The following is an 11,906-nucleotide window of genomic DNA, read 5'->3' as shown; positions in this document are numbered from 1 at the left end:
GCGGGCCGGGGGCGCCCGGGGGGTGCCCGCGGCCGCCGCGCCGCACGCAGGTCAGCACGCGCCGCTTCGGGACGCCGTCCCCGACGAGCGGCACCCGCACGACCGGCTGGCCGGCCTGCCCGCCGGCCAGCCGCGGCACGAGGGACACCCCGAGGCCGTTGGCGACGAGGGCCCAGATCACCGACCAGGTGGTGACGTTGTGCGCGATCCGCGGCGTGAACCCGGCGGCGGCGCAGTAGGCCATGACCTGCTGGTGGTGGGCGCAGCCGTGGACGCTGATCCACGGCTCGCCCGCGGCGTCCTCCAGCCGGACGCGCTCGCGCAGCGCCAGCGGATGCCCGGCCGGGACGATGAGGTCGAGCGCCTCCTCCAGCAGCGGCTCGCGGTCGAAGCGCGGATCGCCCGCCGGCGGCGCGCCGGGGGTCGGCTCGATCACCGCGATGTCGGTCTCGCCCGCCGCGAGCAGCCCGACGGCCTCGTCGGTGTCGCACTCGCGGACCTCGACCTCGAGGTCCGGGTCGTCGCGCAGCAGGGCGCCGGCGGCGGGGGCGACAAGCCCCGAGACGGCCGTGGTGAACCCGCACATGCGCAGCGGCCCCGCCGCCCCGGCGCGGTGCGACTCCAGGTCGGCCAGGGCCTCCTCCCACCGGGCGAGGAGGCCGTCGGCGTGCCCGATCAGCAGGTGCGCGGCCGGGGTCAGGCGCACCCTGCGGCCCTGCGGCTCCAGCAGCGGCACCTTCAGCTCCCGCGCCAGCTCCCGCAGGTGGTGGGAGACCGCCGAGGGCGTCAGGTGCATCGCCTCCGCCGCGGACGTGACGGTCCCGTACTGGTGGACGAGCCTCAGCATGTGCAGCCGGCGCAGGTCGATCATGCAAGCATCTTGCACGATTCCCTGCGGAAATCTGAAATGGACGGAAACGTTCGACCCGCCGCAGACTGCTGGCATGAGCGAACCGACCACTCTCGTGTCCCGGCACCTCACCAGCGACGGCGTCGTCACGTGGACGCGCTGCGCCTGCGGGCGGCTGCGGATGGACCTCGTCCCCGCGGGCGGCGGGCGGGGCCTGGCCGCCGGCCCGTGCCCGCACCGCGGTCAGGACCCGTCGAGCGTGAGCTCGTAGTGCAGCGTCCGGTAGCCCTTCAGCTTGTGGGCCAGCGGCACCGCCACCCCCTGCAGGAGCGGGTGCTTGCGGGCGAGCAGCCGGCGGATCGGCCGCGCCTCCCGCTCGCCGAGCAGGCGGACGCGGCCGTGGGCCTCCGGGCCGGTGACCCTGCCCCGGAAGGTGCTCGGCGCGAGCTCCACCTCCGGATTGCGCGCCAGCCGCCGGGCCTTGAAGGCCTTGTCGTAGGTGCGGAAGTAGGCGCGGTCGCCGCGGACGACGACGTTCACGGGCGTCCCGACCGGCGTCCCGTCCTTGCGGTAGCTGGTCAGCAGGACGGTGCGCTGCCTCTTCAGCTTCTCGAGCGTCGATGTGGTGTCCATACCCGGGAGACGGGAGCGCCTTCCCGGGATGTGACATCACCACGCCCCGGCGTCATCCCGTGCGGAGCGCCGCCGCCTCGGAGGCGAGCTTGCGGACGCGGCCCCAGTCGCCCTCGCGGACGGCGTCCGCGGGGGTGAGCCAGGAGCCGCCGACGCAGCCGACATTGCCGAGCGCGAGGTACTCGGCGGCGTTGCGCAGGCCGATCCCGCCCGTCGGGCAGAACCGGATCTGCGGAAGCGGCCCGCCGAGCGCCTTCAGGTAGGCGGCGCCGCCCGCCGCCTCGGCCGGGAAGAACTTCATCGCCGTGATCCCGCCCTCCAGCAGGGCGATCGCCTCGGAGGCGGTCGCCACGCCCGGGAGGAACGGCAGGCCCGTCGCGACCATCGCCGCCTGGAGGCGGGACGTGCAGCCGGGGCTGACGAGGAACTTCGCCCCGGCGGCCGCCGAGCGCTCGGCGTCCTCGGGGCGCACGACGGTCCCCGCGCCCACCACGGCGTCCGGGACCTCGGCGGCGATCCGCGTGATCGCCGCCAGCGCGGACGGCGTGCGCAGCGTCACCTCGATCACCGGGAGGCCGCCCTCCACCAGGGCGCGGGCCAGCGGGACGGCGGCGTCCGCGTCGTCCAGCACCACCACGGGGATGACGGGCGCGAGGTCGAACAGGTCTTCGGCGATCATGCGGGCTCCAGGTCGGGCAGGCTCTGCGCGAGCCGGGCGGCGGCGCCGACGAGGGCCGGGCCGGGATGGACGATGAGAGCGGTCGGGATGGTGCGCAGGTAGTCCTCGACGGGGGGCTTCCCCTCGAAACGGGCCCGGAACGCGCTGCCCCGCAGCACGTCCGCGATCCGCGGCAGGATCCCGCCGCCGAGATAGACGCCGCCCCGCGCGCCGAGGGTGAGGGCGACATTGCCCGCGTGCGACCCGAGCAGCGCGCAGAACATCTCCACGGCCTCGCGGCTCAGGGGGTCGTCGCGGTCCTCGCTGATCTGCCGCGGGGTCAGGTCCAGCTGGGGCTGGCCGTCGATCGCAGCGAGGTACCGGCGGATGCGGGCCAGCCCCGCCCCCGACAGCAGGTACTCGGCGGAGGCCGCGCCCTTCTCGGCGCGCAGCAGCCGCGCCACCAGGAGCTCGCGGTCGGTCGCCGCGGGGACGTCGACGTGGCCGCCCTCGCCGGGCAGGGGCACGTGGCCCGACGGCGTCCGGACGAGCCCGGCGACGCCGAGGCCCGTGCCGGGCCCGACCACCGCGAGGGGCGCGCCGGGGTCCGCACGGCCCCGCCCGATGGGAACGAGGTCGTCGCCACCGAGGTGCGGCAGGGCGAGGGCGAGCGCCTCGAAGTCGTTGATGACGTCCAGATGCGCCAGGCCGAGACGGGCCCGCACCGCCTCCGGGTCGCCCTTGGGCCAGCCCGCGTTGGTCAAATGGAACGTGCCATTCACGACGGGGCCCGCCACGGCCAGGCACGCCGCCACCGGGCGCGCGCCGACCGCGTCGAGGTAGGCGGCCGCGGCCTCGGCAAGGCCTGGATGGTCGCGGGTCGGCAGCGCCCTGACCTCCGAGAGAGCGCCGCCCGGGCCGTCGATCAGAGCGAACCGGGCATTGGTGCCGCCCACGTCCGCGACCAGCCACTCGGCTCCGCTCAGCGTTTCCCGTGAAGGGGCGGCACCCCACTCCCCCCGGCTCGCTCCGCTCGGTGTTTCCTGTGGGGAGGCGACCCCCCACTCCCCCCGGCTCGCTCCGCTCATGATGAGAAGACCCCTGCCCCACGTTCGGCCGGGCCCACGGCGGCGCGGAACGCCTGGAACAGCTCCCGCCCCGTGCCGTAGGTCTGGTCGGGAGGCCCCTCGGCGGGCTCGCGGGCGGCGAGCTCCTCGTCCGGGACGAGCACCTTCAGCACCCCGGCGTCCGCGTCGAGCCGGACGACGTCGCCGTCGCGGACGCGGGCGAGCGGCCCTCCGGCCGCGGCCTCCGGCGACACGTGGATCGCGGCGGGCACCGCGCCGGACGCGCCCGACATGCGGCCGTCGGTCACCAGCGCGACGCGGTGCCCCCGGTCCTGGAGCACCGACAGCGGCGGGGTGAGCCGGTGCAGCTCCGGCATGCCGTTCGCGCGCGGCCCCTGGTTGCGGACGACCGCCACGACGTCGCGGTCCAGCTCCCCGGCGGCGAACGCCTCCTGGAGCGCCTCCTGCGAGTCGAACACCCGGGCGGGGGCCTCGATGGTCCGGTGCTCGGGCCTGACCGCCGACACCTTGACGACCGCCCGCCCGAGGTTGCCGCGCACGGTGTGCAGGCCGCCGTGCGTGTCGAACGGCTCGGCGGCCGGGCGCAGGACCTCGGTGTCGCCGGACGCCCTGGGCGCCTCCCGCCACTCGACCTTGCCGCCGGCGAGCTCGGGGACGTTCCGGTAGGCCGCGAGGGTCTCGCCGCCGACCGTCCGCGCGTCCTCGTGCAGGAGCCCGGCGTCGATCAGCTCGCCGATGAGGAACGCGGTGCCGCCCGCCGCGTGGAAGTGGTTCACATCGGCGGTGCCGTTCGGGTAGAGGCGGGTGAGCAGCGGCGTGACCTTGGACAGCTCGTCGAAGTCGTCCCAGGTCAGCTCGATGCCGGCCGCGGCGGCCATGGCCACCAGGTGCAGCGTGTGGTTGGTCGAGCCGCCCGTCGCGAGCAGCGCGACGACGCCGTTGACGAACGCGCGCTCGTCGAGCATCTCCCCGATCGGGGTGTAGCGCTCGCCCAGGTCCGTGATCTTGAGGATGCGCCGGCCCGCCGCCTCGGTGAGGCCGTCGCGCAGCTTCGTGCCCGGCGGGACGAAGCTGGCGCCCGGCAGGTGCAGCCCCATGACCTCCATGAGCAGCTGGTTGGAGTTGGCCGTCCCGTAGAAGGTGCAGGTGCCGGGCGAGTGGTAGGACGCGGCCTCGGCGGCGAGCAGCTGCTCGCGCCCGATCTCCCCCGCCGCGTACCGCTTGCGGACCTTGGCCTTCTCGGCGTTCGGCAGCCCCGAGGCCATCGGACCGGCGGGCACCAGGATCGCCGGGAGGTGCCCGAACGACAGGGCGCCGATCACCAGCCCCGGCACGATCTTGTCGCACACGCCGAGCAGCAGCGCGCCGTCGAACATGTCGTGCGACAGCGCCACGGCCGTCGCCATCGCCACCACGTCCCGGCTGAACAGCGACAGCTCCATGCCGGCCCGGCCCTGGGTGATGCCGTCGCACATGGCGGGGACGCCCCCGGCGAACTGGGCCGTGCCGCCCCCCGCGCGGATCGCGGACTTCAGGATGCCGGGGTAGTCCTGGAGCGGCTGGTGCGCGGACAGCATGTCGTTGTACGCCGACACGATCGCGATGTTCGGCGTGACGTCGCCGCGCAGCCACAGCTTGTCCTGGACGCCGCAGGCGGCGAAGCCGTGCGCGAGGTTCGCGCACCCCATCCCGCTGCGCACCGGGCCCTGCGAACGGGCCTCGCCGATCCGCTTCAGGTACGCGCCGCGGGGTCCGGCGCTCCGCTCGACGACGCGCCGGGTCACTTCCGCCAGCACGGGATGCACAGCCATCAGATGCTCCAAGACCAGGGGGATCGCTAGATCACCAAACTAGCGAGACATCGGTCACCTCTTCAACCGTACTTATGAACTTTGGATGACAAAAGTTCGGATGTTCGTCGAACTGGACGCACGAAAGCCCCGGGTGCTTGACTGGCCGGATGCCCCGCCCCGTCACCCGCCCGGCCACCGGCGGCGACATGCTGCGCCTGATCCGCGAGGACGGCGTGGCCACCCGCGCCGAGCTCGGCCGCATCACCGGGCTCTCCCGGCCCGCCGTGGCCTCCCGCGTCGCGGCCCTGATCCGGCGCGGCCTGGTGGTCGAGCGCGCCGACGGGCCCTCCACGGGCGGGCGCCCCCCGGCCCGGCTGGAGTTCAACGCGGCGGGCGGCGCCGTCCTGCTCGCCAACCTCGGCCAGTCCCGGGGCCAGCTCGCCGTCTGCGACCTCGCCGGCACGACCCTCGCCCGCGCCGACGGGCCCCCGGCCGAGGTGAGCCCGGGCCGGACGCTCCCGCGCCTGTTCGAGCAGTGGGAGGCCCTCCTCGCCGAGTCCGGCGCCGACGCGTCGAGCATCCGCGGCGTCGGGCTCGGCGTCCCCGACGCCGTCGAGCACGTGGCCGGGAGCTGGGACGCGGTGGAGATCGGCACCCCCATCTCCGAGCGCTTCGGCGTCCCCGCCTACCTCGACAACGAGGTCAACGCCGCCGCCCTCGGCGAGCACCAGGCCCACCCCGGCGTCGGCGACCTCCTGTTCGTGAAGGTCTCGACCGGGATCGGCGCGGGCATCATCGCGGGCGGCCGCATCCAGCGCGGCGCCCTCGGCGCGGCCGGGGAGATCGGCCACATCCCCGTGCCCGTCCCCGGCGAGGCCCCCTGCCGCTGCGGCAACGTGAACTGCGTCGAGGCCGTCGCCGGCGGCACCGCCCTGCTGGCCCGCTCCACCGCCGAGGACCTGCCCGCCCTGGCGGCGCTCGCCCGCTCCGGCGACCCGGCGACCGTCGCCCTGCTCCGCGACGCCGGCCGCCGCATCGGCGAGGTCGTCGCCACCGCCGTCAACCTCCTCAACCCCGCGGTCGTCGTCCTGGGCGGCGATCTCGCGGGCGCGGACGAGCCCCTGATCGCGGGTGTGCGCGAGATCGTCTACCAGCGCGCCACGGCGCTGGCGACCCGCGACCTGCGCATCGAACCGAGCCGGCTGGGAGAGAGCGCGGGCCTGACCGGCTGCGCCGCCATGGTCCTGGATCGCATCCTGTCCCCCGACGCCGTCGACGCGGCCGCCGCCGGCGCCTGAGAGGCACCGGGCCTGGACAGGGCCTGAGAAGCGCGGGGCCTGAGGAGCACGGGGCCTGAGAAGTGCGGGCCGCGCGGGAAGGGCGCCCGCCCTTTCGTACGCGACGCGGCGTTAGCACACCCGGGCGACGGGTCGCCACCGGGCGAGGTGGCAGCCATCGGACATGACGCGAGCGAAACCGCGCCCTGACTCAATGGGCAAAGCGATCATGTTTTTCAGTGACGGCAAACTCGACATTTCCCCATATTGCGCGGTGACGAGCGCCGATCATTGTCACTCTCCGCACAGGGACGTCGCGTACATCCCCCGCCAGGTAAGACTTTTCTACCGGCCGCGAAGAGGTCGGACTAAAGAGACTGACTGGCGTTTCCGGGGGATTCGTGGTTACCGTGTCCTTGCTCAACGAAAGCAACATCCGATCATTCTTTGACTTTTGACCCCAAAAGACAGAACGATCAGAATCTCCGCCCGGGCGGTCCAGGCGGTCCGGGCGGAAAAGGGAGAGGGCGAGCGGGGATGGCGGACTTCCATTTCAGTGTCTTGTCCGGGGCGGCCGCCGCGGAGAGCGACGACACCCGCCTGCTCGACGTTCTCGACCGGGCGCTCGGCGCGGCGGCCGGCCCGCTCCGCTGGAAGTCGCTGCGCAGCGGGATGTGGGCCCACGTCCGCCCCGAGAACGGCGAGTGTCCCCAGCAGGGGTGGAAGCTGCACGTCTCCGCGACGCCGGCCTCGGCCCAGGACGTGCTGGCCCGCTCGCTGCCCGTGCTGCTGGCGGGCCGTTCCATGTTCAAGTTCGCCGCCACCCGCGACCACGTCGCGGCCATGAACGCGCGCAACACCTCGCGCGGCCATTCCGGGAAGTTCATCACCGTCTACCCGGTCGACGACGACGAGGCCGTCCGCCTCGCGGCGGAACTGCACGTGGCGACCGCGGGCCTGCCCGGTCCGCGCATTCTGTCCGACCGCCCCTACGGGCCGGGCAGCCTCGTACATTACCGCTATGGAGCGTTCGTCGAGGTGCGCCGGATCACCAACGACGGATTCTACGCGTGGATGATTCTCGACCCAGACGGCAAACCCGTGGAAGACCGCCGCGGTGCGACGTACACGCCGCCCTCCTGGGCCGCCTGCCCCTTTCCCCAGGACGTCCCGCCGACGGAAAAGCAAAACGACACAGACGCGGCCGACAGTACCGAAAGCACCCGGAAGAGCGTCACCGATAATGGCGCCGGGAACGGAAAAGGCGTCCGGATCGGGTCGCGGTTCACCGTACACGAGGCGATCCGCCACACCAACAAGGGCGGCGTGTACCGGGCGACGGACACCGAGACCGGCGAGGCGATCGTCATCAAGGAGGGCCGCCCGCACGTGGACGTCGACGCCAAGGGGCGCGACACCCGTGACCGGCTGCGGACGGAGGCCCGCGTGCTGGAGGCGGTCGACGCCCTCGGCATCGCCCCGCGCCCGGTGGCGCTCTTCGCCCAGGCGGGCCACCTCTTCCTGGCGGAGGAGATGATCCCGGGCACCTCCCTGCGGCAGTGGATCGCGGACGTGATCGGCGACGCCGGGTGGGGCCCGCACGTGCCCCCCGTCCTGGAGATGTGCGGGCGCCTGGCCGATCTGATGGCGAAGGCGCACGAGGCCGGGCTCATCGTGCGCGACTTCAACCCGAGCAACATCATGGTGCGCCCGGACGGCACCCCGGTGATGATCGACCTGGAGCTGGCCCTCACCGCCGACGACGGCGAGCGGGAGGGGATGCGGGTGGGCACCCCCGGCTACAGCGCGCCGGAGCAGATGTCCGGCGCCGCGCCTGACCCGGCGGCGGACTACTTCGCCCTCGGCGCGACGCTCTGCCACGTCCTCACCGGCGGGCCGCCCTACTTCCTCGACGAGAGCCCCGCGACCAGGCCCCTGAGCGAGCGCCTGGCGGAATGGCTGGACGCCCGCACCCTGGACCTCGACCTGCCCGGCTCGCTGGCCCCGCTCCTGCTCGGCCTGATGGCCGACGAGCCCGGCCGTCGCTGGACCCCGCACCGGGCACGGGAGGCGCTGGCGCGGATGCGCCCGGATCACGCGGCGGGGCGCCGCGGGACGCAGCACGTCCCGGCGGAGCCGGACGGCGGCGCATCGCGGACCGCCGCCCTCCCGTCGCTGCGGCAGCAGGGCCGGCTGTCCGTCGCCGGGATCGTCGACCAGCTGATCGCCACCATGGACCCGGAGTCGGCCGAGACGCTCTGGCCCGCCTCGTGCGTCCACGGCGCCCCCGACCCCTGCTGCCTCCAGCACGGGGCCGCGGGGACCCTGGGCGCCCTGACCCGGTGCTACGAGGTCGAGGCGGAACCGCGCCTGGCGGAGGCCATCGCCGACGCCGGCCACTGGATCCTGCGGCGGCTGGACAAGGACGGCGGCCGTCCTCCCGGGCTGTACTTCGGCACGGCGGGCGCCGCGTGGGCGGTGCTGGACGCCGGCCTCGCCCTGGCCGACGCCGATCTCGTCGAGGGCGCGCTAGCCGTCGCCGACCGGCTTCCGGAGGCGGCCCCCAGCCCGGACGTGACGCACGGGACGGCGGGCCTCGGGTTCGCGGCCCTGCACCTGTGGTCCCGCACCGGGCGGCCGCGGTTCGCCGAACGCGCCCGCGCCGCCGCCGACGCCCTCGCCGAGACCGTCCAGGAACGGGAGGGCGGGGTCGACTGGAGCACGCCCGCCGAGATCGAGTCCAAGCTCGCCGGCCGGCGCTACTACGGGTTCGCGCACGGCGTCTCGGGCGTCGGATGCTTCTTGCTCGCCTGCGCCGGGTCGGTCGGCGGCGACGCCCACCGGGCGCTCGCCGCCCGGGTCGGAGAGACGCTGCTCGACACCATGATCGACACTGGGCGGTCGGCGATGTGGGCGGCCAGCTCAGGGGACATCGCCACCGCGCCGTACTGGTGCCACGGCTCGGCCGGAATCGGCGGCTTCCTCGGCCGCCTCGGCCGGGCCACCGGCGACCGGCGCTTCCTGCGGGCCGCCGAGATGTCCGCCCGCGCGGTCATGGACAACCGCTGGCGCGCGATCCTCGGGCAGTGCCACGGCCTGGCCGGCAACGGCGACTTCCTGCTCGACATGGCCGCGCTCACCGGCGCCGAGCGGTACCGGGACGACGCGTGGCGGCTGGCCCAGGTCATCCTGGCCAACCGGGCGCACCGCGGCGGACGGGTGGTGTTCCCCGACGAGCAGGGCGGCGTCTCGACCTCCTGGGGAGACGGCCTGGGCGGCATCCTCGGCTTCCTGGTGCGCCTCCAGCACGGGACGTCGCGGCTGTGGACGGCCGACGACGCCGCCGCGCACCCCGCCGAGGGCGCCGAACCGTCGATCGCCGGGCGGGTGTCATGACCGAGACCCTCCCGGATCTTCCGCCCGTGCCGAGCCGGTTCGGCTTCGCCTTCTCCGCCGACGGCCGCTGGGCCACCTGCCTGCGGTCCGCGCAGGACAGCGTCGTCCTGGAGCGCTGGGACCTGACCTGGCCGCGGCCGTCCCTGCGGACGCTCGACGACGCCGCCCTTCCCGGCCGGCCCGAGGAACGGATCATCGATCGCGGCAGCGGGGCCCTGCCGCTGAACGACGGCCGCGTCCTGGTCGTGCGGCCCGCGGTCGGCGAGCACGGGGAGCCAGCGGGCCACGGAACCCTCGCCGCCGCCGAGCCGACCCCCGCCGGGCTCCGGATCACCCGGTCGTGGCCGGTGCCGCGGATGCTCGCCGGGTTCCTGCTGGCCGCCCCGGGGCAGGCGCAGGTCGCGGTGCTCGTGGTCGTCGAGAACGAGCGGCACTCGCGGATCTGGCGGGTCTCGCCCACGTCCCCCGTCCTGGAGCCGGTGCTGCGGATCCCCGGCGTGCTGTCGGGGGGCGTCTGGGCCGACGAGGGCCGCCTCCTCGCCCTCGACCGCGACGGCGCCGGGCACCGCACCGAGGGCATCCTGGTCGACCTGCGCGAACGCGGCTGGCGGCCCTTCTGGTCGGTCTCCGACACCACCGGCGACCGGATCGCGGCCTACAGCCCGCGCTCGGGCGTCCTCGCGGTGACCACCACCATGCCGGGCGCGCAGCAGCGGGGCGCGCCGCAGATCGGGCTGCGCCTGCCCGGCGGCGGCCCCGTCCGGTTCCCCGAGACCCTCAACCGGTCGGCCGCCCACCGGACACCCCTGGCCTTCGACGCCTCCGGCGAGCGGCTGCTCGTCCGGGAGGTCGCCGGCGCGACCGCACGCCTGGCGGTGTACGCCCCCGGGAGCGACCGGATCACCCCGGTCCCCGGCCCGCCCGGCATGCTCTGGCCGCCCGCCCACTGGGCCGGGGACGGCCGGATCCACATCCGCTTCTCGGCTCCCCACCAGCCGCCGACCCTCGCGACGGTGCGGAGTCCCGAGCGCTCCGGCTGGGACATGGCCGCGCACCCCTCCGACGGCGCGGCGGCCTGGCGGCACGCCGAGCTCGTCGAGCTGTCCGGCCCGGCGGGGCCCGTCGAGGCGATCGTCTACGGCGGCCCCGGCTGGCGCGACCGGCCCCGGCTGGTGCTGGCCCTGCACGGCGGCCCGCTGTCGGCGTGGCGGTACGAGTTCGAGCCGCTCTTCCAGTACCTGGCCGCCGCGGGCGCCTCCGTCGTCGCCCCCAACTACCGGGGCAGCACCGGATACGGCGACGAGCACCTGCGTCCCGTCATCGGCGACTGGGGCGGCCCCGACCTGGACGACGTCGTCCACCTCGGGCACGCGATCGCGCACGGCCGCGGCACCGCGCTGCCGCGCCCCGTCGTGCTCGGCGCCAGCTACGGCGGGTTCCTGGCGCTTCTCGCGGCCTGCCGCGCCCCGGACCTGTGGTCGGGGTGCGTCGCGCTCGCGCCGTTCACCTCGGCCTCCGGCCTCCACCGCACCACCACCGGGATGGTCAGAGACCGCGTGTCGCGTCTCGGCCTCTCCGATGTCCGCGACGGCAAGGACGCCCGGCGCGACGTCCTGCGGGCGTGCGAGGCGCTGACGGCGCCGCTGCTGGTGGCGCACGGCGCCCGGGACGAGGCCGTCCCGGTCGAGCAGTCCAGGGCGCTGCGCCGGCGCCTCCTCGAACTCGGCAGGACCGAAGGAGTCGACTTCGACTACCTGGAGACCGCCGACGACCACAACGGGGTCGTCCAGGCGTGGTCCCCGGTCCTCCGCCAAGCGGTGGTCCGCTTCTGCCTCACGGCGGGGCGGACCTTGGCCCTCGACAACGAAAGGAGGTGAATCGCATGAACACGTTCGACGGTGACCTCGTGGCCGCTCTGCAGGAGCTGCCCGAGACCGACCCCGTGGAGATCGACGGCATCCAGCTCGGCGGCACCTGCGCCTGCGTCGGTCTGCTCACGCTGCTGAACACCGTGTGCATCGGCATCTCCTGCGCCTGATGCCGCGCATCCCATGCGGTACCCGGGACCCCTGAGAAGAACCCCGGCCCGCAGAACCCCGGTCACGGACCGGCCATAGACCCCGGTCGACCCCGCCGCCGTCTACAAGGTCGCGGCGAACAACTTCCTCCTGGGCGGCGGTGACGGCTTCTCCGTCTTCACCCAGGGCAAGG

General features: G+C 74.7%; 10 protein-coding genes and 1 pseudogene. 6 read left to right on the top strand and 5 right to left on the bottom strand.

The window, feature by feature from the left end:
* The coding region (locus tag AB0K37_RS35695) for a LysR family transcriptional regulator (RefSeq protein WP_363988789.1) at nucleotides 1–871 on the bottom strand (871 nt) is incomplete at its 3' end.
* 73 nt (nucleotides 872–944) lie between these two features.
* On the opposite strand from AB0K37_RS35695, the gene AB0K37_RS35690 reads away from it, so the two are divergent.
* Nucleotides 945–1,121 (top strand): hypothetical protein, encoded by a 177-nt coding sequence (locus tag AB0K37_RS35690; protein ID WP_345177473.1) that lies wholly within the window; start codon nucleotides 945–947, stop codon nucleotides 1,119–1,121.
* Here AB0K37_RS35690 and AB0K37_RS35685 read toward each other — a convergent pair.
* The 4 genes from AB0K37_RS35685 to edd all read right to left on the bottom strand — a co-directional run bounded on the left by AB0K37_RS35685 (nucleotide 1,094) and on the right by edd (nucleotide 5,040).
* A complete protein-coding gene (locus tag AB0K37_RS35685; RefSeq protein ID WP_363988786.1) occupies nucleotides 1,094–1,483 on the bottom strand; it encodes a PPOX class F420-dependent oxidoreductase in 390 nt (129 codons plus the stop codon). The two genes, AB0K37_RS35690 and AB0K37_RS35685, sit on opposite strands and share 28 nt — an antisense overlap.
* A 52-nt stretch (nucleotides 1,484–1,535) precedes the next feature.
* Entirely contained in the window at nucleotides 1,536–2,162 is a 627-nt protein-coding gene (gene eda / locus AB0K37_RS35680) for a bifunctional 4-hydroxy-2-oxoglutarate aldolase/2-dehydro-3-deoxy-phosphogluconate aldolase (protein ID WP_363988783.1), read from the bottom strand.
* The gene (glk, locus tag AB0K37_RS35675; RefSeq protein WP_363988782.1) at nucleotides 2,159–3,097 is read right to left on the bottom strand and encodes a glucokinase; all 939 of its coding nucleotides are present in this window, start codon (nucleotides 3,095–3,097) and stop codon (nucleotides 2,159–2,161) included. The genes eda and glk overlap by 4 nt, the downstream gene beginning before the upstream one ends.
* Before the next feature lie 128 nt (nucleotides 3,098–3,225).
* Complete coding sequence (gene edd / locus AB0K37_RS35670; protein ID WP_363988779.1) at nucleotides 3,226–5,040, bottom strand: phosphogluconate dehydratase; 1,815 nt, start codon at nucleotides 5,038–5,040, stop codon at nucleotides 3,226–3,228.
* Nucleotides 5,041–5,189: 149 nt separating this feature from the next.
* Here edd and AB0K37_RS35665 point away from each other — a divergent pair, with 149 nt between their 5' ends.
* From AB0K37_RS35665 to AB0K37_RS35645, 5 genes and pseudogenes are all read left to right on the top strand, one after another.
* Nucleotides 5,190–6,320 carry an ROK family transcriptional regulator gene (locus tag AB0K37_RS35665; RefSeq protein ID WP_363988777.1) on the top strand — a complete coding sequence of 377 codons (1,131 nt, stop codon included), beginning with the start codon at nucleotides 5,190–5,192 and terminating at the stop codon, nucleotides 6,318–6,320.
* A 516-nt stretch (nucleotides 6,321–6,836) separates the two neighbouring features.
* Nucleotides 6,837–9,695, top strand: coding sequence for a class IV lanthionine synthetase LanL (lanL, locus tag AB0K37_RS35660; protein WP_363988774.1), 2,859 nt, complete (start codon nucleotides 6,837–6,839; stop codon nucleotides 9,693–9,695).
* Nucleotides 9,692–11,572, top strand: coding sequence for an alpha/beta fold hydrolase (locus AB0K37_RS35655; RefSeq protein WP_363988771.1), 1,881 nt, complete (start codon nucleotides 9,692–9,694; stop codon nucleotides 11,570–11,572). The genes lanL and AB0K37_RS35655 overlap by 4 nt, the downstream gene beginning before the upstream one ends.
* 5 nt (nucleotides 11,573–11,577) lie before the next feature.
* The gene (locus AB0K37_RS35650) at nucleotides 11,578–11,733 is read left to right on the top strand and encodes a VenA family class IV lanthipeptide (RefSeq protein ID WP_345177492.1); all 156 of its coding nucleotides are present in this window, start codon (nucleotides 11,578–11,580) and stop codon (nucleotides 11,731–11,733) included.
* A 91-nt stretch (nucleotides 11,734–11,824) separates the two neighbouring features.
* Nucleotides 11,825–11,906: pseudogene (locus AB0K37_RS35645) on the top strand (5'-nucleotidase C-terminal domain-containing protein); the annotation flags it as partial.

The organism is Actinomadura sp. NPDC049753, assembly GCF_040674655.1.
GTDB classification, from domain to species: domain Bacteria; phylum Actinomycetota; class Actinomycetes; order Streptosporangiales; family Streptosporangiaceae; genus Spirillospora; species Spirillospora verrucosospora.
This window is presented reverse-complemented; position numbering and strand designations above follow the sequence as displayed.

What these genes read in the sequence shown, in the direction of transcription:
- AB0K37_RS35655 (WP_363988771.1), top strand. Translation starts at nt 9,692, where the DNA reads ATGACCGAGACCCTCCCGGATCTTCCGCCCGTGCCGAGCCGGTTCGGC.
- AB0K37_RS35690 (WP_345177473.1), top strand. Translation starts at nt 945, where the DNA reads ATGAGCGAACCGACCACTCTCGTGTCCCGGCACCTCACCAGCGACGGC.
- AB0K37_RS35650 (WP_345177492.1), top strand. Translation starts at nt 11,578, where the DNA reads ATGAACACGTTCGACGGTGACCTCGTGGCCGCTCTGCAGGAGCTGCCC.
- eda (WP_363988783.1), bottom strand. Translation starts at nt 2,162, where the DNA reads ATGATCGCCGAAGACCTGTTCGACCTCGCGCCCGTCATCCCCGTGGTG.
- AB0K37_RS35685 (WP_363988786.1), bottom strand. Translation starts at nt 1,483, where the DNA reads ATGGACACCACATCGACGCTCGAGAAGCTGAAGAGGCAGCGCACCGTC.
- lanL (WP_363988774.1), top strand. Translation starts at nt 6,837, where the DNA reads ATGGCGGACTTCCATTTCAGTGTCTTGTCCGGGGCGGCCGCCGCGGAG.
- AB0K37_RS35665 (WP_363988777.1), top strand. Translation starts at nt 5,190, where the DNA reads ATGCCCCGCCCCGTCACCCGCCCGGCCACCGGCGGCGACATGCTGCGC.
- edd (WP_363988779.1), bottom strand. Translation starts at nt 5,040, where the DNA reads ATGGCTGTGCATCCCGTGCTGGCGGAAGTGACCCGGCGCGTCGTCGAG.